Origin of the sequence: Pantoea sp. GL120224-02, from assembly GCF_900215395.1 — a bacterium.
GTDB lineage: Bacteria > Pseudomonadota > Gammaproteobacteria > Enterobacterales > Enterobacteriaceae > Pantoea > Pantoea communis.
This window is the reverse complement of sequence record NZ_OBEC01000007.1, coordinates 220,393-239,816: the sequence shown is the minus strand read 5'-3', so window position 1 is coordinate 239,816 and position 19,424 is coordinate 220,393. Positions and strand designations below refer to the sequence as shown.

At 47.3% G+C, this 19,424-nt stretch carries 26 protein-coding genes; 9 read left to right on the top strand and 17 right to left on the bottom strand.

What is annotated here, in order from left to right:
* Positions 1 to 632 precede the first annotated feature (632 nt).
* Both mgtA and CRO33_RS15350 read left to right on the top strand, forming a co-directional pair.
* Complete coding sequence (gene mgtA, locus CRO33_RS15355) at positions 633 to 3,356, top strand: magnesium-translocating P-type ATPase (protein WP_097118686.1); 2,724 nt, start codon at positions 633 to 635, stop codon at positions 3,354 to 3,356.
* A gap of 159 nt (positions 3,357 to 3,515) precedes the next feature.
* Positions 3,516 to 4,193 (top strand): SDR family oxidoreductase, encoded by a 678-nt coding sequence (locus CRO33_RS15350; RefSeq protein WP_097118685.1) that lies wholly within the window; start codon positions 3,516 to 3,518, stop codon positions 4,191 to 4,193.
* 39 nt (positions 4,194 to 4,232) lie between these two features.
* Here the strand turns inward: CRO33_RS15350 and CRO33_RS15345 are convergent, their stop codons facing one another.
* Together CRO33_RS15345 and CRO33_RS15340 are read right to left on the bottom strand one after the other, a co-directional pair.
* Complete coding sequence (locus CRO33_RS15345; protein WP_097118684.1) at positions 4,233 to 4,889, bottom strand: epoxyqueuosine reductase QueH; 657 nt, start codon at positions 4,887 to 4,889, stop codon at positions 4,233 to 4,235.
* Between the two features lie 117 nt (positions 4,890 to 5,006).
* Complete coding sequence (locus tag CRO33_RS15340) at positions 5,007 to 5,363, bottom strand: hypothetical protein (RefSeq protein ID WP_038645311.1); 357 nt, start codon at positions 5,361 to 5,363, stop codon at positions 5,007 to 5,009.
* 288 nt (positions 5,364 to 5,651) lie between these two features.
* On the opposite strand from CRO33_RS15340, the gene CRO33_RS15335 reads away from it, so the two are divergent.
* Positions 5,652 to 6,002: an NIPSNAP family protein gene (locus CRO33_RS15335; RefSeq protein WP_097118683.1), complete on the top strand. Its 351-nt coding sequence runs from the start codon at positions 5,652 to 5,654 to the stop codon at positions 6,000 to 6,002.
* A 90-nt stretch (positions 6,003 to 6,092) separates the two neighbouring features.
* On the opposite strand, the gene CRO33_RS15330 is transcribed toward CRO33_RS15335, so the two are convergent.
* The 15 genes from CRO33_RS15330 to CRO33_RS15265 form a co-directional block, all read right to left on the bottom strand.
* The gene (locus CRO33_RS15330) at positions 6,093 to 6,947 is read right to left on the bottom strand and encodes a PA4780 family RIO1-like protein kinase (RefSeq protein ID WP_058959174.1); all 855 of its coding nucleotides are present in this window, start codon (positions 6,945 to 6,947) and stop codon (positions 6,093 to 6,095) included.
* Between the two features lie 115 nt (positions 6,948 to 7,062).
* Positions 7,063 to 7,359 carry a contact-dependent growth inhibition system immunity protein gene (locus CRO33_RS15325; RefSeq protein ID WP_097118682.1) on the bottom strand — a complete coding sequence of 99 codons (297 nt, stop codon included), beginning with the start codon at positions 7,357 to 7,359 and terminating at the stop codon, positions 7,063 to 7,065.
* A gap of 8 nt (positions 7,360 to 7,367) precedes the next feature.
* Complete coding sequence (locus CRO33_RS15320) at positions 7,368 to 7,970, bottom strand: RNase A-like domain-containing protein (RefSeq protein WP_097118681.1); 603 nt, start codon at positions 7,968 to 7,970, stop codon at positions 7,368 to 7,370.
* Between the two features lie 167 nt (positions 7,971 to 8,137).
* Positions 8,138 to 9,325 carry a site-specific integrase gene (locus CRO33_RS15315; protein WP_097118680.1) on the bottom strand — a complete coding sequence of 396 codons (1,188 nt, stop codon included), beginning with the start codon at positions 9,323 to 9,325 and terminating at the stop codon, positions 8,138 to 8,140.
* Positions 9,289 to 9,492 carry an excisionase gene (locus CRO33_RS24830; RefSeq protein ID WP_097118679.1) on the bottom strand — a complete coding sequence of 68 codons (204 nt, stop codon included), beginning with the start codon at positions 9,490 to 9,492 and terminating at the stop codon, positions 9,289 to 9,291. The genes CRO33_RS15315 and CRO33_RS24830 overlap by 37 nt, the downstream gene beginning before the upstream one ends.
* Positions 9,493 to 9,569: 77 nt before the next feature.
* On the bottom strand, positions 9,570 to 9,722 hold the full coding sequence (locus tag CRO33_RS24620) for a hypothetical protein (protein ID WP_176505778.1): 153 nt from the start codon (positions 9,720 to 9,722) through the stop codon (positions 9,570 to 9,572).
* Positions 9,723 to 9,920: 198 nt separating this feature from the next.
* The gene (locus tag CRO33_RS15300; protein WP_097118677.1) at positions 9,921 to 10,148 is read right to left on the bottom strand and encodes an ANR family transcriptional regulator; all 228 of its coding nucleotides are present in this window, start codon (positions 10,146 to 10,148) and stop codon (positions 9,921 to 9,923) included.
* On the bottom strand, positions 10,141 to 10,506 hold the full coding sequence (gene gamL, locus CRO33_RS15295; protein ID WP_255253279.1) for a host nuclease inhibitor GamL: 366 nt from the start codon (positions 10,504 to 10,506) through the stop codon (positions 10,141 to 10,143). The genes CRO33_RS15300 and gamL overlap by 8 nt, the downstream gene beginning before the upstream one ends.
* Entirely contained in the window at positions 10,503 to 10,712 is a 210-nt protein-coding gene (locus tag CRO33_RS15290; protein ID WP_097118676.1) for a hypothetical protein, read from the bottom strand. The genes gamL and CRO33_RS15290 overlap by 4 nt, the downstream gene beginning before the upstream one ends.
* Before the next feature lie 32 nt (positions 10,713 to 10,744).
* Positions 10,745 to 10,951: a ParE family toxin-like protein gene (locus CRO33_RS24425; RefSeq protein WP_141399023.1), complete on the bottom strand. Its 207-nt coding sequence runs from the start codon at positions 10,949 to 10,951 to the stop codon at positions 10,745 to 10,747.
* Between the two features lie 81 nt (positions 10,952 to 11,032).
* Positions 11,033 to 11,293: a hypothetical protein gene (locus CRO33_RS15285; RefSeq protein ID WP_097118675.1), complete on the bottom strand. Its 261-nt coding sequence runs from the start codon at positions 11,291 to 11,293 to the stop codon at positions 11,033 to 11,035.
* 76 nt (positions 11,294 to 11,369) lie between these two features.
* A complete protein-coding gene (locus CRO33_RS15280) occupies positions 11,370 to 11,567 on the bottom strand; it encodes a hypothetical protein (RefSeq protein ID WP_097118674.1) in 198 nt (65 codons plus the stop codon).
* Positions 11,568 to 11,821: 254 nt separating this feature from the next.
* Positions 11,822 to 12,616, bottom strand: a complete 795-nt coding sequence (locus CRO33_RS15275; RefSeq protein ID WP_097118673.1) for a hypothetical protein — start codon at positions 12,614 to 12,616, stop codon at positions 11,822 to 11,824.
* A gap of 216 nt (positions 12,617 to 12,832) precedes the next feature.
* Positions 12,833 to 13,210, bottom strand: a complete 378-nt coding sequence (locus CRO33_RS15270) for a hypothetical protein (protein ID WP_141399022.1) — start codon at positions 13,208 to 13,210, stop codon at positions 12,833 to 12,835.
* A gap of 301 nt (positions 13,211 to 13,511) precedes the next feature.
* A complete protein-coding gene (locus CRO33_RS15265) occupies positions 13,512 to 14,144 on the bottom strand; it encodes a S24 family peptidase (RefSeq protein ID WP_097118671.1) in 633 nt (210 codons plus the stop codon).
* Between the two features lie 95 nt (positions 14,145 to 14,239).
* Between CRO33_RS15265 and CRO33_RS15260 the strand changes: the two genes are divergently transcribed.
* The 6 genes from CRO33_RS15260 to CRO33_RS24420 all read left to right on the top strand — a co-directional run bounded on the left by CRO33_RS15260 (position 14,240) and on the right by CRO33_RS24420 (position 19,284).
* Positions 14,240 to 14,596, top strand: coding sequence for a helix-turn-helix domain-containing protein (locus tag CRO33_RS15260; protein ID WP_097118670.1), 357 nt, complete (start codon positions 14,240 to 14,242; stop codon positions 14,594 to 14,596).
* Complete coding sequence (locus tag CRO33_RS15255) at positions 14,593 to 14,904, top strand: hypothetical protein (RefSeq protein ID WP_255253278.1); 312 nt, start codon at positions 14,593 to 14,595, stop codon at positions 14,902 to 14,904. Before CRO33_RS15260 ends, CRO33_RS15255 begins: the two co-directional genes overlap by 4 nt.
* Positions 14,905 to 14,928: 24 nt before the next feature.
* Complete coding sequence (locus CRO33_RS24675) at positions 14,929 to 15,741, top strand: helix-turn-helix domain-containing protein (RefSeq protein WP_097118668.1); 813 nt, start codon at positions 14,929 to 14,931, stop codon at positions 15,739 to 15,741.
* Positions 15,738 to 16,439, top strand: a complete 702-nt coding sequence (locus CRO33_RS15245; protein WP_097118667.1) for a replication protein P — start codon at positions 15,738 to 15,740, stop codon at positions 16,437 to 16,439. The genes CRO33_RS24675 and CRO33_RS15245 overlap by 4 nt, the downstream gene beginning before the upstream one ends.
* A 135-nt stretch (positions 16,440 to 16,574) precedes the next feature.
* The gene (locus CRO33_RS15240) at positions 16,575 to 17,570 is read left to right on the top strand and encodes a hypothetical protein (RefSeq protein WP_097118666.1); all 996 of its coding nucleotides are present in this window, start codon (positions 16,575 to 16,577) and stop codon (positions 17,568 to 17,570) included.
* Between the two features lie 532 nt (positions 17,571 to 18,102).
* Positions 18,103 to 19,284, top strand: coding sequence for a hypothetical protein (locus CRO33_RS24420; RefSeq protein WP_141399021.1), 1,182 nt, complete (start codon positions 18,103 to 18,105; stop codon positions 19,282 to 19,284).
* The last annotated feature ends 140 nt before the right edge of the window (positions 19,285 to 19,424 follow it).

Below are 19,424 nucleotides of genomic sequence, written 5' to 3'. Positions count from 1 at the left end.
AATTTTTGTCCTTTCATCAACCAAATTACAACGGAATTTAAACTCGTTGCTGAACGGAAATAATTAACTTTACTTCGAAGTCTTCAGGAATATAATGGCGCCAACTTCAAACAGGAGAATTCAGTTGGACAGTCACCCTTTTAGATGGCAACACAAGGCAAGCTGACGCGCGAATTCTTTTGTCGCTGCTTGCCAACACGGCGGGCAGCAATCCTCTCTTCTCTCTGATGATTGTTCCCCTTTAAACGACAGTAGCGGGTTGATGCCCGTGGGGATTTCATTATGCACATGATTTTAAACGCACTTTTTCCTCCACCTCGATGCGCGCGCTGATTTTCAGCGTGCATAATTAACCGCTGTTTTAGCGCGTTTTGGCACGTCCGTGCTCAGGCTACCTGGCAAATCTGGACTGACTGAAGATCGCTCTCAGCGGCATCATTAACATCGTCATCGCTATTTCTCGTTATTTTAACGAGCGAACTTCTTCGTCTTTTATTTACGGGAGGTCATATGGAAATTCCCGATAGGTTATTTTTAATCATCTAACGCATCGTCGTTAATTTAATTTATCCCCGTTAATGTGCTCCCCGCACAGGGACTGTTATTGCCGTAAAAAATAGAGGAATGTCATCATGACTGACATGAAACTCAACCAGGAAAAAAAATCCTGGAGCAACGCCCGCCCGCAGCGTCAGAAAACGCCGCGCTATCTGATTGAAGATGAAGCCGGTTTCACCGCCGATGAAACCCTCGTTCGCCTGCGCAGTGATGCGCTGGGCCTGAGCGAACGCGAAGCCGAAGCGCGTCTGGAAGTCTATGGCCGCAATCAGGTGGCGCATGATAAAGCGCCGCACGCGCTGATTCAGCTGATCCAGGCATTCAATAACCCCTTCATCTACGTATTAATGGCGCTGGCAGCGGTGAGTTTTTTCACTGACTACCTGCTGCCATTACGTAAAGGCGAGGAGACCGACCTGACCGGTGTCATCATCATTGTGACGATGGTAACGCTCAGCGGTTTGCTGCGCTTCTGGCAGGAGTTCCGCACCAATAAAGCCGCGCAGGCGTTGAAATCCATGGTGCGCACTACCGCTACCGTACTGCGTCGGGAATCTGCCCAACAGCCCCCGGCTAGACAGGAAGTGGATATTGCCACTTTAGTCCCCGGCGACATTATCTATCTGTCGGCTGGCGATTTGGTGCCTGCCGACGTACGTTTGCTGGATTCGCGTGACCTGTTTATCAGCCAGGCGATCCTGACAGGTGAATCACTGCCCGTTGAGAAATATGACGTCACGGGCCACGTCACCAGCAAAGGCGCGGGAGCGAGCGATCACGGGGCTTCACTGCTGGAACTCGGTAGCGTGTGTCTGATGGGTACTAACGTCTCCAGCGGCAGTGCCAAAGCGGTGGTGGTGGCGACCGGTGGCGAAACCTACTTTGGCAGCCTGGCGAAATCGATTGTCGGTAATCGCTCGCAAACCGCTTTTGATCGCGGTGTGAACAGCGTCAGCTGGCTGCTGATCCGCTTCATGCTGGTGATGGTGCCGGTGGTGCTGCTGATTAACGGGCTAACCAAAGGCGACTGGCTGGATGCCTCGTTGTTTGCGCTGGCCGTGGCGGTGGGTCTGACGCCGGAAATGCTGCCGATGATTGTCAGCTCGAATCTGGCGAAAGGCGCGATTGCCATGTCACGCCGTAAAGTGATTGTGAAACGGCTGAACGCGATTCAAAACCTCGGTGCGATGGACATCCTGTGTACCGATAAAACCGGCACGCTGACCCAGGACAACATCATTCTTGAGCATCATCTGGATTGCGCCGGAGTGGAAAACTCTCGCGTACTGATGCTGAGCTGGCTCAACAGCCACTATCAGAGCAGCACGCCGAATCTGATGGATCGTGCGATTCTGCGCTACGGCAAGGATCGTGTAACGGCGGACATGGGCGACTATTACGCCAAAGTGGATGAGTTACCGTTTGATTTTGTGCGTCGCCGCGTTTCTGTTGTGGTGCGCGATCGTCGTCTGAATCAACAGATGCTGATCTGTAAAGGCGCGGTAGAAGAGATGCTGAGCATCGCTACGGCTGAGCGTGAAGGAAAACTGGTTCAGCCGCTGGATGAAAAACGCCGTGCAGAATTGTTAGCTCTGGCACATCAGTACAACGAGCAAGGTTTCCGTGTATTGCTGGTGGCGAGTCGTGTACTGGAAGAGCCGGGCTTGCAGCAGGCATTGAGTGTGGCGGATGAACAAGGGTTAACCGTGGAAGGGTTGCTCACTTTTCTCGATCCGCCTAAGGAGAGTGCCGCCAAAGCCATTACCGCGCTACGTGATAACGGCGTCAGCGTCAAAGTGCTGACCGGCGACAATCCGGTGGTCACCGCACGTATTTGCCAGCAAGTCGGTATCGACAGTGGCGATATCGTGACTGGCGATCAGATCGCGATGATGAGCGACGAGCAATTGGCAGAGGCGGCAGCGCACAGCGCAGTGTTTGCCAAACTGACGCCGCTGCAGAAATCTCGCATCTTGCGTGCATTGCAGCAGCAAGAACACACCGTCGGTTTCCTCGGCGATGGGATTAATGATGCGCCAGCCCTGCGTGATGCCGATGTCGGGATTTCAGTGGATAGCGCAGCAGATATCGCCAAAGAGTCTTCTGACATCATCCTGCTGGAAAAAGATCTGATGGTGCTGGAAGAGGGGGTGATGAAAGGACGCGAAACCTTCGGCAACATCATCAAGTATCTCAACATGACCGCCAGTTCCAACTTTGGCAACGTGTTCTCTGTACTGGTGGCGAGCGCCTTTATTCCGTTCCTGCCAATGCTGGCAATTCACTTGCTGATTCAGAACCTGATGTATGACCTGTCTCAGCTGGCGCTGCCATGGGACAAAATGGACCGTGAGTTCCTGCGCAAACCGCGTAAGTGGGACGCGCGCAATATCAAACGCTTTATGCTGTGGATTGGGCCTACATCATCAATCTTTGATATCACGACTTTTGCTGTGATGTGGTACGTGTTTGCCGCCAACACGCCGGAAATGCAGTCACTGTTCCAGTCCGGTTGGTTTGTAGAAGGATTGCTGTCGCAGACGCTGGTGGTGCATATGCTGCGCACCCAGAAAATTCCGTTCATCCAGAGCCGTGCTGCACTGCCGGTGCTGCTGACTACGGCGTGTGTGATGATTGCAGGCATTCTGCTGCCATTCTCCCCGTTGGGACACATGGTGGGATTGACCCCGTTGCCCTGGGCTTACTTCCCATGGCTGGTCGCGACCTTGTTAGGTTACTGCGTGGTCGCACAGGGCATGAAAATGCTCTACATCAAACGCTTCGGCCAGTGGTTCTAACTCCATGGAGGTGCTATGCGGAATCGGAATCTTAATAAGGTGGTGTGCCATCTGCTAATCATGATGGTGGTGATTGTTGTGCTAACGTTGGTGTTTCGTTAGTCAAACCAAGGGCAGGTTATCCTGCCCTTTTTGCCTTTTAACTGCGGGAAGGGACAAATGAGCCAAACAAAACGCGCGTTAATTATCGGTGCTTCAAAGGGGATTGGACTGGCGGTGGTGCAGCAACTGCTGGCCGATGGCTGGGACGTCACGGCCACTTATCGCAGCACTGCCGTTTCCTATCAGCATGAAAAACTGCGCTGGCTGCCGCTGGATATCACTATTGCCACACAGCGTGAGCAATTACTTCAGCAGCTCAAAGGCGAGCAGTTTGATCGCGCGCTGATCAATGCCGGGATTCTCGGCCCGGATTCAATGGAATTGATCGCCACTCCCGATGATGAATTGATGCAACTGTTTATGACCAACAGTGTTGCACCGGTGCGTATGGCTGAAGGCCTGCTACCCTTGCTGTCGGAAAAACAGGGCGTGCTTGGTATCACCACATCTCGTCTCGGCAGCCTGACGGAGAATGCCGAGGCGATTCGTCCGTATTACTCTGCCAGTAAGGTGGCGCTGAATATGCTGAGCCGTACGCTGCTTCAGCAAATGGATCCGCGTGGCACAACCTTGCTGTCACTGCATCCGGGCTGGGTGAAAACCGATATGGGCGGTGATGATGCGGATATTACTGCGGTGGAAAGTGCTCAGGGATTAGTGGCGCAACTGAACCGTTTTGCCGGGCAGGGCGGACATCATTACGTCGATTACAGCGGCAGGCAATTAGCCTGGTGAGAGTAAGCGCCTGCTAACCGATGCCAGCAGGCTAATTGTTTATTCGTCGGGCTGGTAGTACTGCACACCAATTTCAATGCGTTCGCGCCCGCTGGCCACGCGATGGCGATTGCTGTCGCGTAGCGAGTAGATGCAGCCGCAGTACTCCTGCTGATAGAAACGCTCGCGCTTGCTGATCTCGATCATGCGTGATGATCCGCCGCCTTTACGCCAGTTAAACTCCCAATACAGCATGTCAGGATAGTGCGCTGCTGCACGCACACCGCAGTCATTAATCTGCATCATGTCCTTCCAGCGCGAAATGCCCAGCGAACTGGTGATCACCGGGAAGCCATTTTCATGTGCATACAGCGCAGTACGTTCAAAGCGCATGTCGAAACACATGGTGCAGCGTACGCCACGCTCCGGTTCCCACTCCATGCCGCGTGCCCGATCAAACCAGTTATCTTTATCGTAATCGGCATCCACGAAAGGCACACCGAACTGCTCAGCAAAGCGGATATTTTCTTCTTTGCGCAGCTCGTACTCTTTCAGCGGATGAATGTTTGGGTTGTAAAAGAAGATGGTGTAATCGATTCCGGAAGCCAGCATCGCTTCCATCACCTCACCCGAGCAGGGGGCGCAGCAGGAGTGCAACAGCACTTTGTTGTGACCGTTGGGTAAAGGCAAGGGCTGGCGTTTGAAGGTGTCAGACATAAGAAAAAATGGTTAATGAGTGTTGAGCGAAGTGTAAGTCGATATCGAGCCGGACGCAAAGCGGCAAAAACGAAAAAAGGCCGCAATCGCGGCCTTTCGGGATTCTGTCAGAAGAACTTATTCAGTCACTTTCTTCTTCAGATCGCTGGCACCTTCTTTGGTTTTGTTCCAGCCTTTAGTCGCACCTTCTTTGGTAGCATCCCACCCTTTTTCAGTGCCTTCTTTGGTTTTGTTCCAGCCTTTCTGTGCGCCTTCGCTCACTTTGCTGCTGGTGCTGTCGCTCTTACCTTCAACAGCATGCTTGGCTTTCAGCTTCTGCTCTTCGCCCTGATGCTGCGCCTGATGCAGCTTCTCTTTGGCGGTGTTTGCGCCCGCTTGTGCGTTCGCGACGGTGTCGTCAGTTGCATGTGTGGTAGCGGCAAAAGCCGAAGAAGCCAGCAGCAGGGCAGATACAGCAATAATTGTCTTTTTCATGAATATTCCCTCATCAATCGCTCTATGAGTTATGAGCGTAGTTAACAATGGCACGCTCAGCCAGAATTGGCTCCAGGAATAACCTTAATTGAATCATCGGGTTTGGATGGTGCGAGAAATGAGCATTTTAAGCCATGCTGCTATGTGCTCAGCCTGAAGGCACTTCAGGCAAGCCGATGAGAGTTGTGAGTCGCCTCAGCTTTAGTGGATCTGACACTGTATCTTTTTCTGGTAAAGGGTAATTTTAGTGCCGCCATAATCACAAAAAAAATGTCTTAAGGATGAGAGATGAAAAGTAGAGTTGTTGAAATCCTGCAATATCGGTTGAAAACAGATACATGCAGAACCTTCCATCGAATTATGCGAGATATCAGTGTTCCTCTGCACGTCGAGCAGGGAATTGATGTCGTCGCTTACGGTTGTTCTCTCCATGATGCTGATAGCTATTTTCTTCTTCGAGCATTTGAAAATGAAGAGGAAATGCACGATGTTCTGGAAGCATTTTATGCCAGCGAGGCGTGGCGTTCAGGGCCGAGAGAAGCCATCATTGAACGTATTGAGGTGAGTCTTAAATCTGTGCTGCTGCTTTCACCCAGCGCCATTGATGAGATGAGAAACAGCTTTTTAGCCTGGCAATGAGAGTGACGGGCTGCACATGTATCTGTTTAGCAGGTGAAATTTGAAGAGTGGTTTTACTATAACTTAAAGCCAGCGAATCAGGCTGGCTGACTATTCTTCATCCCGCTCTTTAGCCGCTCGCTGGCGATCGTAATACTCATCTTCCGCAGAAATGATTTCATCCAGCAGGGAGTCCATATCTACAGCATGAACTTCTTCCACAAACAGACCGGTTAAAACGGTTTCAGGCGTTAACTTGCCGTCTTCAAATAGCTGCCAGATTTCTTTCGCATAACGCGTTTCTAAAATCTGTGGGGCAAACTGACCGTAATATTCGGTGATATTATTCACATCGCGCTCAAACATTGATTCGGCGTGATTGTTTGCTGAAGCATCCACCGCTTGAGGCAGGTCGATGATCACTGGGCCATGCTCATCTTGCAACACGTTAAACTCTGACAGATCGCCATGCACAATGCCGGCACACAACATGCGTACGATATTGCGAATCATAGTGGCGAAATCAGTCAGTGCTTCCTCTTGCGACAAAATCACATCGCTTAGTCGCGGCGCTACTGCACCATCTGCATCAGTGACCAGCTCCATTAACAACACACCGTCGAGGCACATATAGGGTTCAGGCACGCGAACGCCGGCTTTGGCCAGACGGAATAGCGCGTCGACTTCTGCGGTATGCCAGACTTCCTCTTGCTGCTTGCGTCCGAATTTTGAGCCTTTTTGCATTGCACGCGCGCTACGGGAGTTGCGAACTTTGCGCCCCTCCTGATATTGCACGGCCTGCTTAAAGCTACGCTGAGAAGCTTCTTTGTAGACTTTAGCGCACTGGACTTTGCCGCCGCACATGACAGTGTAAACGTCAGCTTCTTTGCCGCTTTTCAAGCGCTGAAGCACGTTATCAATCAGGCCGTCATCGACCAGCGGTTGGATTCGGTTTGGAATTTTCATGCGGCTTTATACCGCATTTCAGGGGACTCACGCATTAAGAACATGGGGCACAACAGAAGAAAAGCCAGCCGCATGGCATTATGAGTAGGGGCCAGGTTCAGTATCACCATACCTCTCAATCCTCTAGTGAGATTTGACGTACTGTTTTTAGGAATTCGCGTGCGGTGGTATCCCAAAGCTCAGGTGAGAAATCAAACTCATAGCGTCGCTTGAACTCCTCCTCTACGCCATCATCATAGGCGGAGATAAAATCATCGACTTCTTCGACGAGATCTTTGAGCATCCAATCTGGGGCTGTTTTTTTGAAGAGCCTGACTATGCCTTCAACTGTGTTTTCACCATCATTAATGATGTCGGCGTCCTGATTGAAATAACCGAAAATCAGTTGATCAAGAAAATGGAAATTTTGCATTTTGCACCTTAAAGAGACGGGAACGCGGTAAGAATGTAGTAGGGTTTTCCATTAAATTGTTGAAATTCAAAGACCACTCTCACATTTGTTATGGCAATCCGCTGGCTGTCTCCTCGTTTGAAGCCGTAGCCAATAGTTTTCCCTGCTGCATTACGAATAGTTAGTCTGACACCTTTCTTGCCACCTGAGAGAACAGACTTTATGACGGCTATATTAGCAAAAAGCGCTCTCGATATTGCTTCCTCAGCAATCTGCAGATTAGTAAAGGTGGTAGAGAACGTTAAACGCTTATTGGTTTCAAAACGGGATAACAACTCTGCATCGCTTTTGCCAACGTGTGTGGAAAGCGTATGCCCTCCGGGTTTTAAACCCGTCATCGATTCATGCTCAATCAGTTTGATGCGACCCGCTCTCACCGATGCTATCCGGGTTGCACCAATACCAAATGCAAATCCTGGTGGAACAGCGATGTCGACAGTCAGGCCGATTTTCATCGCAGTTTCGTCATCCGCGCCAAAGGATTTTGCAATTGCCTCAGCTGCTTTGTACGTTGCCGTTCGGGTATTTCTGCCCACAATAATCTGATTAGCAGCAGCATGAATACTGGGCACAAAAAAGCCCGCAAGGCTTGCGCCGTGCGGGCTTTCAGGACTTCAGCGGACGGCTCTGGAACCGCCGCGAAAGGATTTTGGTGGAGCTGGCGGGAGTTGAACACGGCTGAATCCTCTGTAATCTTCTGATTTGAAATAGGTTTTTTTAAGAAGGGATACGCGACTGTTCATGCGGCTCCTTTTGAGGGCTTTTCAACGAGCCTGAGGACCCTTTTATCCGTGTGACCGTCATACTCTTCCAGGTAGGAGCCGTAATGTCGGAACAACATTTCAGGCCCCTTATGTCCCATCTGTGAAGCCAGCCAGAACAGGTTCGCACCCTGACTGATGTGACGCGTCGCAAACGTGTGCCGGGTCTGGTAGGGATTGCGGTAACGGATACCCGCCTTTTTAACGGTCGGCACCCAGGCCTTCTTGCGGATGGCATCCGCACCTGCCCAGGGCTGCCCGGTTTTGGGATCTTCAAACACAAAGGCTTTCTTCTCAGAGGTGAACGGCTTCTGCTGGTTTAGCGCCTCCAGGGCTTCATCATTCAGATCGACCTTTCGCTTACCTGCGCGTGTTTTGGTGGTCTTGATGATCCCGACGACGCTCGCGTTCTGAACACTGGCTTTCCGTTTGTCGAAATCAATATCCTTCCACGTCAGCGCGCACAGCTCAGAACTCCGCAGGCCGGTGTTAATGGCAAACCTGAAGAGATTTTCCCATTGCCGGTTACCGGCAGCACGAAGCAGGATTATCACTTCATCCGGTGAGAGCGGATCAACCACATAGTGGCTTTCTTCCGATCGCTGGCTGCGGTAGCGGGAGGCTTTGACAAGCGACACGGGATTGACCGGTATAACCCCGTCAATCACTGCCTCATCCATCGCCGAGCGCAGAAAGGAAAGCTGGTTCCGGATGGTTTTCAGCACGGTGGTCTGATTTTTAATCCAGTTTTTTAACAGCGCTGGCGTCAGATCTGCAGCGCGTATCTCGTGCAGCTCCCGCAAGGCCTCCATACACTTCCTGTAACCCCGAATGGTGGACGGCGAGAGGTTGCGGGTCTGGCAGATGGAGAGATACTCCGTGAGGTAGTGTCTGACCTGGCTGCCTTTACCCGTTTTGCCGAATATTTTCAGTTTGGAAGACTTAGGAAAATAGTCGGCATAATTAAACGCTCCCCGCCCGATGTTGTTATAAATTTCTCCCAGTAATCTCTCCGCGTATTTAATGTTTTTGGGATTGACCGCCAGATGAGATAGCGGCTCTCTGCACTTCACTCCTTTATAGGTGAACGTAATATTGATCGTGTCATCATTTCGATGTTTGCGAAGGGTCACTCCGCGTGGCAGTCGGACGTTTGTCGTGCCCATTTGTTTACCTCTTCTAAATCAATCCAGCGTTCTTTGGCCCCATTGACCTTCAGAACATGTTTCCCCTCCAGCCAGAACCCACGCAGAACGCGTTTGGTCACCGCTTCGGGCGTTTCTCCTGTTTGTTTGCAATACATTGAAATTGGCACGCAGTGCAGATTCAGCATATCTACCTCTCAGAGTGAGGCTGTCCCGCGAGAGGGGCAGTCAGAAAGGGTGCCCGGCGTAAAACCGGGCACCGGGTTTAGCGGCTGATCAGGGCAATCAGAACAGATGCGAGTGTGGCGACACCCAGCATTCCAGTTATCAGCCCCGCGCCTACTGTCATAGCAAGAAAAAAAAGAAAACTGTACTGACGGGCTGTGCTGAGCCAGCGAAATAAAGATACGTTGCCCATGGCTATTCCTCAGAAACGCAGGATTTTCTGTCATGAGAAACTGCATCATCACGTTCGCTCAGGGCCAGATAAAAGGCGATGACCGTTATGATCAGCTGAAGACACAGCCCTGACGTAATGAGCAGGATTGCAATCAGGTGGTTGCCGTCTGCCGCTGCAGGGGGCTTACAAAGGGTGTCAAAAAAACAAAACATGTTATTACTCCTCTTCACTTTCAATACGACCCCAGTCACGCATCAGCGCGTTATTACAGAGCGCTGAGCGTTCCTCCGCCCACCGGCGATTTGTGTCACGTCGGGCCAGTCCGGCTGCCGCCGCCCATGCGGTGGCGGCAAATCCGTATGCGCCGGCACTCTCAGCTTCTGCAGCGATAATGGCCAGACGCATATAGGGCGAACTTTTCTTGCCGGAAAAACCGCTATTCATGGTTATCCTCTCCGTACTGGCTGATGACACCCGGCTTGTTAAATCCGGAGTAACATCCGGCTGACCGGTTGGGCTTGAGGATACGTTCAACAGCCCGGACGTGCGCGTAGTTGCGCTGCGCCTGTCCGTAAGCCAGTTTCCAGATGAAATCCCGATACGCCACTTCCGCCTCGGCCTGTTCACAGCACGCCCTGACTTCAGCGTCCTGCCGCCAGTGACGAAAGCCAGAAAGGTACGCTGGAAAACGCTGAAGCAGTCGGTCGGTTTCATCATCAATCCACTGCTCTTTTTTGATGATGTCCTGTTCTTCCGCACTGAGCTCATGCCGGCGATGCTCCAGCTGGACATAGGGCATCATGATTTATCCTCCTGCAAAAGGATTTCAGTGACCCAATACACCCCTTTCTGCAGCAGCGGCAGCGGTGGCTGGGGTGGCAATGCTGGCGGAGGCGAAGAGGTGAAACGGGCGCTTGTCAGCATGTTTTCCGGCGCAGATTCGCTGGAGTGAATGGCGTAAAACGGGCGAGCAAAAGCGGCATCGCCCCTGATGTGTGAATGCAGCATGGGAAATGTTCCTCTGTCTGATGGGGAGGGAGCTAAATCTGGTTGTCGTAGTCAGCGTGGCTGAGCAATGCCCAGTGGTGGCCATTGTCTTTAGATAACAGGCGCCAGCCGGGCGAGACGGGTATCGTTAAATAGCGGTAGCGGTATGTTTTTCGTGCACGCAGTGTACCGGCATGCCACTGCGTCAGTTTTTGTCTGGCACGTTGCCTTATTCGAACGGGTGACTGAGGTTTGGCCATATCAGTCTTATGCCTCCGCTTAAGTTTTAGAAAAGCCGCCTATGCAGGCGGCCGGTTCAGGCGAACGGTAAAAACGTTGTCTCAGTTTTCTTCTTCTTCGGCTGAATCACAGCAGGGGCATGGCGGACGCAGGTCAGGGTGGATCTCAAAAATCGGCTTCAGGACCGATTCAAACATGTCATCCAGCGATTCCATAACGTGAAACTGGTAACGGTCTGATTCCTCCTCAGTGACTTTGCCTTCCTGCTCAAGTGCGTCCAGTTTTTCGAACGAACCGGTAATGATCTTCGCGGCTGAGAGCAGGGACTCAGTTGCGCATTGGGCTGCTTCACGATTTTGCATTGGTGACCTCCGGGTCAGGTGATTGCCTTGCCAGGCAGGGTGGCACTGGAAATAAGTGAAGGGTGTTCAGTCTGGGTTAGTGGATGATGATGATGCGTGTGTGGCGAATGAAGTCCGCCATTTCAGCGCCTACATCTTGCCAGTGAGTCAGTGCCTGAAGCACATCAGTGCGGGACTGGCAGTGGCAGGCATTCACATAGGCCTGCACATGGATAAGCGCGAGACGTTGCATTTCTTTCTGGGTCAGAACTTTTGATGGGGTGTTTTTATTCATGGGTTCCTCCGGATTTAGACGTAAAAAAACCGCCCCGGTGGACGGTGCGTATGCCTGCTTTTAACCACATCAGGCGAGGTGAAAATATCTTTGTTTTTTAAACTAACGCGAGGAAGCTAGTAAGCAGCATTGATAATGGTTTTCTGGTTTCCGAATTGATTGCCGCCTTGTGTAACGCTATTATTTTTTTCGATCATCTTTAAGGGAGTTAAAGTTGTCTTTGGAACGCCATGTACAGGGCAAATAACTGCATTTTATGCTATTGCTAAGTAATAAATGGCTGCTAAAGAAGTGACAATGGCGAAGGAAAGTTCTTGAAAGAAAAAATTAAATAACTTTTTGTTGGCTTTTTTTACTGAGAACATTAAGCCATCTAGGTTTGGTCCTATATTCTGTTGGGTTTCATAATAAATGCTGGTTGCATTGTCGAACGTATCGCTAGTTTCTTTGATTTTAAGAGCAACCTTCTCGGATTCAGCCTCATTTTTTGAGATTGACTTAGAGATGTCTTCTCGCTGCTTTTCTAACATAGTTTTATCAAGCATGCTAAATGTCAATTTATTTTCTATGTCGAATTTTTTTACATACATCTCTTGTCTTATGATTAAGAGTTTTTCATATTCAGAAGTATACTTTTGAGTGATGCTTTGACAATTCTTGGCGCGTTCATCGAAAATATCGTAAGCTCTTTTACTTTCCGTTGTTATTTCTAAGGTTAGCTGTTTTGTTTTCAAATGATTAACGACAGCAAGCCGCTTCCAGTTTAAGTAATCTAAGCGTGCTCGGTTATATGTAATAAGCAGGGATGCAATAAAGCAAACATACAGTAAAGGCAATAGCAGGGGTGACTTCAATAAATTAAAAGTAATTCCATGAAACTGGGCATTCTCGATAGTTATCAGGCCAAGTTTGTAAAGAGCACATAATGTGCTGACAAAAATCAAAATTGATATATTTTTTTGACCTGTACTGCCAAGTACAGGGGCGTTAAAGAAAAAAGTTATTTCATTTATTCTTTCTTTCCATTCAATGACCTTTTTGATTTCCATTGTAACCTCAGTGTAATTAGGTGGGGGTAATGGATTGTATTCCATTATTAAAAAAAATAAAAGATGATTTAATCTCGAATTTAGTTTATTTATATTTTTCACTATTTATGTTTTTTTTGCTTTTTTATAGCATTACTTCCATTATTGATTTTTTGTGAAAAGGGATGTTTTCTATCGCACACCTACCTTTAACAACACCGGACTGGAATGAAAAGGTTAATTCAGCGGTAAGCTTCTGCGTCGCGGCTTCTGTTCTGCATGAATCTGGCGCCCGGCTTCGTTACAGACCTTCTGATATTTGCTGTTGATGCGGTACTCAACGTACTTCGCAGCGCCAGCCAGAATCTGTTTGTGATACTCCGTATCTGTCTCCACAGCCTTACTGATGCGATCACTTACTCTTCGCCTGCAATGCTTATCCGCCCGGCTGAGTTCAGTAGTCCGTGCTGGTGTTTCCCATCCCAGCTCAGCAGCCAGAATCTCTGCAATCTTGCAGCACACAATCGCCTCAACCATGCGACGCATATGCCGACGTGTTCTGGCGTTATCCTTCACCACAGGTTTAACAGATCTGCCATAGCTGATATTTGCCATACATCCCCCGCTAAGTTACTGGCTGCACAGTCGCAACAATGCACTCAGTAACCTGAGGTTCGGTGCGTTCTCGGCACCTGCCATAGAGCTTCCTGCTCGTTTTTAAAGAGCTGGCAAATAATTAGGGTTTAGCGAAGCACCCGTCGTCCAAGGGAAAGATAACAGGTGACAGGTACGCACATCGTTAGAAAGAAAATACAAATTAGACTGTAAGTTGTCAACAGTTTAAACTGTATTTATTGAGGGGCTATAGTTCATGTGCTGCAGGAGGAGGTTGTGATTCTAGGTAACATTATGAATTTTAACGTCTTTTACGATAGATTCTTTGTTCAACCATCGTGCCAATTATCTTAATCATCTGATCAATAACAGTTACAACTGGAAAGTCGCTGTTCATTGGAATGAGAGAAAAACCTGCGTTGTGAGGAGATATGTTATCTAACTCACGGAATTTTCGGAATAAAAAAGCCTTATCAAAATCCGAAGCTACGATGAATTCGCCTGGAGCAGGCTTAGTCGATGTATCAATGATAACTATGTCGCCCTTAAAGAATGCGGGCTCCATCGATTCATCAGTGATCCTGAAAGCCACCAAACTTTTTGTATCTGTTCTCTCTGACAGAATGAATTCATTTTCGGAATCAGGGTTTTGAATTTTTTCTTTATAATCAGCGGTTAGCTTGTCAAATCCATCTAAAACAGGAATGACAGATGTTGTAATGGCCTTCTCTTCAGCAAAAATTCCTCCATTCAATAACCATTCAGCACTACATTCTAAAGCCTTGGCAATACCATGCAGGTTGCGGGGAAATTTAGTAGTACCACTCTCTAAGCTGGCCCAAGATTGCTGCTTAATACCGGCGCGGTTTGCTGCTTCAGTCTGACTTAGATGTAAATCTAATCGACGCTTTTTGATTCTATTTGAAAGATTCATACACAATTCTCCTTGTATCACATTCTCACAAGTAAAACTGTATTTTACAAACAGCCAAGGCTGTATTATTTTACAGGCAAAACTGTGGAGGTAATGTGGAAAGTATTGCTGAGCGAATCAAAGATAAGCGTAAAAAACTAAAGATGTCCCAAAGAGAACTTGCTGACCTGGTAGGTATCAAGCAGCAATCAATTCATCAAATTGAATCTGGACTTACCAAAAAGCCAAGATTTCTTTTTGAAATCGCCTTAGCCCTCAACTGCGAAATCAGCTGGTTATTAACGGGTACTTCCATTCACTCAACAATCAGGGAACAAAGCATTAAAGATCAGACTCATACCCGCAAGAAGTGCATTAATACTCTTCATTCTTACAGGCGATTAATCCCAACCTCAGAGCAGCAGGAGACTAAGGAATGCATAACGCAAAATCGCGCAAATGTGCAGATATGAACAACATTAGCCAGCGGCTGTTATCAACAGCTCACAAAGCATTACTAAACACTCGACAGACCGAGGTTGCTAAACGTTTAGGGGTGGCAGATTCAACGATCCTGCGCCGCACTGAAAAGTACCCGGAAATCATGGAAACCCTCGCTGCCAGCGGGATCCATGACTTTGTATTGCCAGGGGAGATGAAAATACCGCTGGAACAGTACCGATGGCTGCTGCATGTAGCTATTCAGTTCGCCGAGTATGAATTGGACCGAACCAGTAAAGCGCCGAGTGATCCCGCAGTTCCTGACGACCAGATTCTTTGACCACCATTTTATAACGGAGCTTTTATGAGCATGACACTCATGGCTCAAGCGATGAGCATCAAAGTGGGAAACCCCATCCGAAAGCTGGTGTTGATCAAGCTTGCAGACAACGCGAATGACAAAGGTGAATGCTGGCCTTCGTATCAACACATCGCTGATCAGTGCGAGATTGGCCGATCAACAGTTAAAAGCCATATCAAAGAGCTGGAGAACATGGGGCTCGTGCGCCGGGAGTTTCGTAAAAATGGTGTGCTAAACCAGTCGAATCTGTTTCACATCACCCTGAATAAACCGGTGGAGGTCGTTTCTAGGGAAACTAATTCAAGCGAGGGCTTGATTAAAATTAGTGGGGCAGAATCTGACCGGGGTGGGTCAGGAGCTGACCGGGGGGTAGGGCAGGAGCTGCCCGGGGTGGGTCAGGAGCTGACCGGGGGTGGGGCAGGAGCTGACCGAGGGGGTGGGGCAGGAGCTGCCCCCATAACCAGTCACTCTTTTGAACCAGTCAAAGAACCTAAAAACATAACACCCGTTGCTCACGCAACGAATGCGGAATTCATACCCCGATCGCGATATGCATTCGAAGGCAACATCGTGAAGCTCAACCACGCAGACTTCGCATCGTGGCAAAAGCTCTACACAAACGTGGACCTGGTTTACGAGCTACAGAAACTCGATATCGAGTTTTCACATGCAAAACCCAAAAATTGGTTTATCACGGCCAGCCAGAAGCTCAGCTACCAGAACAAACAAGCTGCGTGGCGGGGTCAGCTACCGCCAGGCGGAGCAAGTCAGCCACACTGGAACGATCTCAGCGAGTGGGAGAATAATTTCTTATGACAAATCGCGAAGCTGTTTTCGACGCGCAGCAGCAAGTCGAAGTCCCCGGTCTGGCAGGCACCTTTGGGCCGAAGGACAACCGTTGTGTAGATTCGTCCGTCGAGCAGCTGGTGGACATACTCTTCCGCAGTCTGAAGCTGGTCTTTCCGGCGTCGATCAGCACCACGCTGAAAGACCCTCGTGATGAAGCCGCAGCAAAGCGCCAGTGGATAGCTGCATTTGTCGAAAACGGTATCACCTCAAAGCAGCAGCTATCGGCAGGGATGAGACGTGCGCGAGCGAGCGGCTCACCGTTCTGGCCATCTCCCGGGCAGTTTATCCGCTGGTGCAAAGACGGTGAAAGTGGTGCTGCTGGTTTGCCGGATGAGAATGCGCTGTATGACATGGTGATGCGCTACAGCGCACGTCGTGGTCTGTATAGCTCCCCTGAGGCTTATCCATGGCAGGAAAACACCCATTACTGGATGGTCACAAGCTTGTACAGCCAGATGCGCGCCAAATGTCTCAGCGAGTCAGAGCTGCGTGGAAAATGCCGTAGTGAGTTGAGTAAGATGGCCAAACGGATAAAGGTAGGCGAATGTATTCATCCGCCTCGCCCTCTGGTTGAAAAGCTGTATGTGCCAGTCAGTACTGATACGGCTCTTGAACATATCATGAGGATGAAAGCGATGTTAAAGGCTAAAGGTACCCGGCACTAAGCTTGAGCATGCAAATCTCTAAACTTTGAAATATTAATTTTTCAATTGAATTACTGTCAGAAAGGAATGTATATTCACTTCAAATAACCGCTATATGATCACTGCGCAGTCACTATTACATAAAAAGGAGTTTATGTGGCTCTCTATAATATATCAAACAAGACTTTAACGCCGTTAGATAGAACAACGTTCACTATCGAAGGGCTACAAGAACGATATGATTTACAGGAAGCAATTAAGAATAATATTGCCATTTTGGCTCCCGACTGTCTCGTCATTGCTGAAGAGTTTTCTGATTGGGAGGATAGCCGCCGCAGAATAGACATTCTTGCTATTGATAAGCAAGCAAATCTCATAGTCATCGAATTGAAACGAGATGAGTTCGGGGCTCATATGGAGCTTCAGGCACTGCGGTACGCCGCGATGATTTCAACAATGAGCTTTTCAAAAGCATGTGAATATTATCAGGACTACCTCTCAAAAAATGGATTAGAAATTGATGCCAGGGAGGGGATCCTAGATTTTGTCGAACTTCAGGACACTGAGCTTGTTGAGTTCGGAAAGGATGTTAGAATTATTCTGGCATCTGCAGGATTTAGCAAAGAACTCACAACTACAGCAATTTGGTTAAGGGATAAAGGCGTTGATATCAGTTGTGTTAAAATTACTCCTTATAACTTCAAAGGGGATGTTTTAATTAATGCTGAACAGATCATACCCGTACCTGAACTAAATGAATATCAAGTAAGGTTCAGAGAGAAAAGAACAGAGCAAATTGCAAGTCTAAGCAAAACGGAAAAGGACTATTCAAGCTATAAATATAAAGGGCTTGAATTGAATAAAAGAAAGTTAGCTTTGGAAATTTTTACTGATTGGATAAAAAAAGAAAACCCAGCTAGCCTTGACGACATTAAAAGCAAGCTTGAAGGCGTTATAAAGAATAGGACGATTGCCCTAGTCGATTCGGTAAGTGATGGCAGGAAAAATCGTTACCATATGAATGACGCTATACAACTTGCATCCGGTGAGCTTGTTGTAATATCGAATCAATGGGGGATAGTTAATATTGACAGAGTTCTTAAGTTTTTCAGGCAGGATGGATTTGTTGTTGAAAAAATTGAGGGTGAATGAAATAATTCATGTGATTTTTAATATCATTAGGGAATTGAAATAATTGAAGATAATTCTCGTAATTTATAAATTTTTTTTGCTATATTTATGAACCTTACTCTGAAGAAATCACGGCAAGATGAAGCAGTAAAATACTCAAAGTTAGCCGCCTTCCTCGAGAGCGGCATTACTTCCATCTTCTGAAATTGCGATAATCAAACCTCTGGCGGGGAAGCCTAATACTGTTCGATGATTGAAGCCTACGCGTTTCCTGGGCGAGAGGTTACGAATGAACCAGAGTATCAACCAGCGGCAAGTTTGCTTGAGAGACACCTTAAATTGTTGAGTACGGAGCAGAAGTAATTTATACGTGCGCAGCGGATTAAATATTTGCACAGCGGATCTCAATGTGGTGAAAGAGTAAGGTGATATTTTTTGATTGAGGCGTTTCATTTAAGAAAAACAGGTGTATTAAGCAATTAGTAGCAATGGGGTGTAATTTTTAAAATATATACTGACTATTTCATTTTACGTTAATTTGAAAGGGTTTATCATGCTCAGGATTATGTGGGAGTTTGTTCGTACATTTAAGAAGAGTTCTAAGGTTATAAAAATAGACTTGTATGAGTGGCATCAGTCAAATGTAATGATGCAAAAATTACCTGATAACCCACAATGGACTTCATATGCTAATTTTCGTGGGGAAATGTCCTTTTCGCTGTGGAATTTAGCTCACGCTGTAGTAAAAACAGATTATTTAATTATTAATAATTTTATGTCCCCATGTCTAGGTTTTTTACTGTCGGGTAATTCTCTGCTTAAAATATCGGCCAATGATAACATTAGATTGATTGACAATATTAATAGTGTTTTAAATGATGTAAGCCTTACAAGCTATACAGGGCGATTAGGACAAGGTTTAACAATAATGCTAGCACATCATTTAGGCTACAGATTTGTTGGCCATTTGGCCTCTGATCCTTATATAAAAAAATATAATGCTCATTTCACTTCCTTAAATGGTAATAAAAAATCAAAGGTTGCTGATTTTCTTTTTGAAGATCACACTAATAACAGAGCTATCATTGAGTCAAAAGCATCCTCGACTTTACAAACACACGAAACTTCATTTGTTAAAAGAAAGCTTAAAGAGGCATTAACAAAGCAAGTTATACCTTTGGTAAACAGTGTGACGAGAGTAGGTAAAGGATATGCTTCTCATTCTGCATTACGAGGGTTCAGCCAACCCATCAATTCATCAATTAGTTATGTAGACCCTCCAAGTGGAAACGAATTTAAAGAATTAAATTTAGATAGCTTATGGGTTAAAAGGAAAAACTATTCAGCTTGGTTTGCTTTGTTAAGTTACTTTGATATAGCGAAAATACTTTATAACAATGAAAATGGTGATTTAAAATCACTTATAAACCTCACAAGGAAGTCATTAAGAGTTACATATATTTGTGGTAAGTGTTGTGTTATTTTGAGATGGGAGAAAATAGGTAAGAATATGTTAGTGGTAGCAGGCGTGGAATATTCATTAATGCGATCCATTGAAAGTCTTTTGCAAGGTAATGATGAGTCTTTGTTAAGGTATTCAGGTATAGAACATTATGAGAGCTATGAGAATAGCTATTTTGAAAATGTTAGTTTCTTCCCTGATGGAACTTTTGTTGGTCAATGCCATAGTCATCATCTGGAGCGTCACTATGAAAATTTCATCATGCCAGAATGAAAAAATTAATAAATGTAGATTATTAAATTGATAGTGAGGATTTTTATATTTCTCGCCACCTTAAGCTTTTTACTGCATTGGTTACCAACGTACTAAAAGATTCTGAAGATGAAGTTTCGGAAAAATTTCACTTGATAGAT

Excerpts from the sequence above, each read along its gene's own strand:
- CRO33_RS15290 (WP_097118676.1), bottom strand. The coding sequence starts at position 10,712 with ATGCTGCATTCACACATCAGGGGCGATGCCGCTTTTGCTCGCCCGTTT.
- mgtA (WP_097118686.1), top strand. The coding sequence starts at position 633 with ATGACTGACATGAAACTCAACCAGGAAAAAAAATCCTGGAGCAACGCC.
- CRO33_RS15270 (WP_141399022.1), bottom strand. The coding sequence starts at position 13,210 with ATGGCAAATATCAGCTATGGCAGATCTGTTAAACCTGTGGTGAAGGAT.
- CRO33_RS24620 (WP_176505778.1), bottom strand. The coding sequence starts at position 9,722 with ATGGGCAACGTATCTTTATTTCGCTGGCTCAGCACAGCCCGTCAGTAC.
- CRO33_RS15345 (WP_097118684.1), bottom strand. The coding sequence starts at position 4,889 with ATGTCTGACACCTTCAAACGCCAGCCCTTGCCTTTACCCAACGGTCAC.
- CRO33_RS24420 (WP_141399021.1), top strand. The coding sequence starts at position 18,103 with ATGCTCAGGATTATGTGGGAGTTTGTTCGTACATTTAAGAAGAGTTCT.
- CRO33_RS15335 (WP_097118683.1), top strand. The coding sequence starts at position 5,652 with ATGAAAAGTAGAGTTGTTGAAATCCTGCAATATCGGTTGAAAACAGAT.
- CRO33_RS24425 (WP_141399023.1), bottom strand. The coding sequence starts at position 10,951 with ATGGCCAAACCTCAGTCACCCGTTCGAATAAGGCAACGTGCCAGACAA.
- CRO33_RS15275 (WP_097118673.1), bottom strand. The coding sequence starts at position 12,616 with ATGGAAATCAAAAAGGTCATTGAATGGAAAGAAAGAATAAATGAAATA.
- CRO33_RS15350 (WP_097118685.1), top strand. The coding sequence starts at position 3,516 with ATGAGCCAAACAAAACGCGCGTTAATTATCGGTGCTTCAAAGGGGATT.
- CRO33_RS24830 (WP_097118679.1), bottom strand. The coding sequence starts at position 9,492 with ATGCTGAATCTGCACTGCGTGCCAATTTCAATGTATTGCAAACAAACA.
- CRO33_RS15325 (WP_097118682.1), bottom strand. The coding sequence starts at position 7,359 with ATGCAAAATTTCCATTTTCTTGATCAACTGATTTTCGGTTATTTCAAT.
- CRO33_RS15245 (WP_097118667.1), top strand. The coding sequence starts at position 15,738 with ATGACAAATCGCGAAGCTGTTTTCGACGCGCAGCAGCAAGTCGAAGTC.
- CRO33_RS15285 (WP_097118675.1), bottom strand. The coding sequence starts at position 11,293 with ATGCAAAATCGTGAAGCAGCCCAATGCGCAACTGAGTCCCTGCTCTCA.
- gamL (WP_255253279.1), bottom strand. The coding sequence starts at position 10,506 with ATGATGCCCTATGTCCAGCTGGAGCATCGCCGGCATGAGCTCAGTGCG.
- CRO33_RS15255 (WP_255253278.1), top strand. The coding sequence starts at position 14,593 with ATGAACAACATTAGCCAGCGGCTGTTATCAACAGCTCACAAAGCATTA.
- CRO33_RS15300 (WP_097118677.1), bottom strand. The coding sequence starts at position 10,148 with ATGAATAGCGGTTTTTCCGGCAAGAAAAGTTCGCCCTATATGCGTCTG.
- CRO33_RS24675 (WP_097118668.1), top strand. The coding sequence starts at position 14,929 with ATGAGCATGACACTCATGGCTCAAGCGATGAGCATCAAAGTGGGAAAC.
- CRO33_RS15315 (WP_097118680.1), bottom strand. The coding sequence starts at position 9,325 with ATGGGCACGACAAACGTCCGACTGCCACGCGGAGTGACCCTTCGCAAA.
- CRO33_RS15330 (WP_058959174.1), bottom strand. The coding sequence starts at position 6,947 with ATGAAAATTCCAAACCGAATCCAACCGCTGGTCGATGACGGCCTGATT.
- CRO33_RS15340 (WP_038645311.1), bottom strand. The coding sequence starts at position 5,363 with ATGAAAAAGACAATTATTGCTGTATCTGCCCTGCTGCTGGCTTCTTCG.
- CRO33_RS15280 (WP_097118674.1), bottom strand. The coding sequence starts at position 11,567 with ATGAATAAAAACACCCCATCAAAAGTTCTGACCCAGAAAGAAATGCAA.
- CRO33_RS15265 (WP_097118671.1), bottom strand. The coding sequence starts at position 14,144 with ATGAATCTTTCAAATAGAATCAAAAAGCGTCGATTAGATTTACATCTA.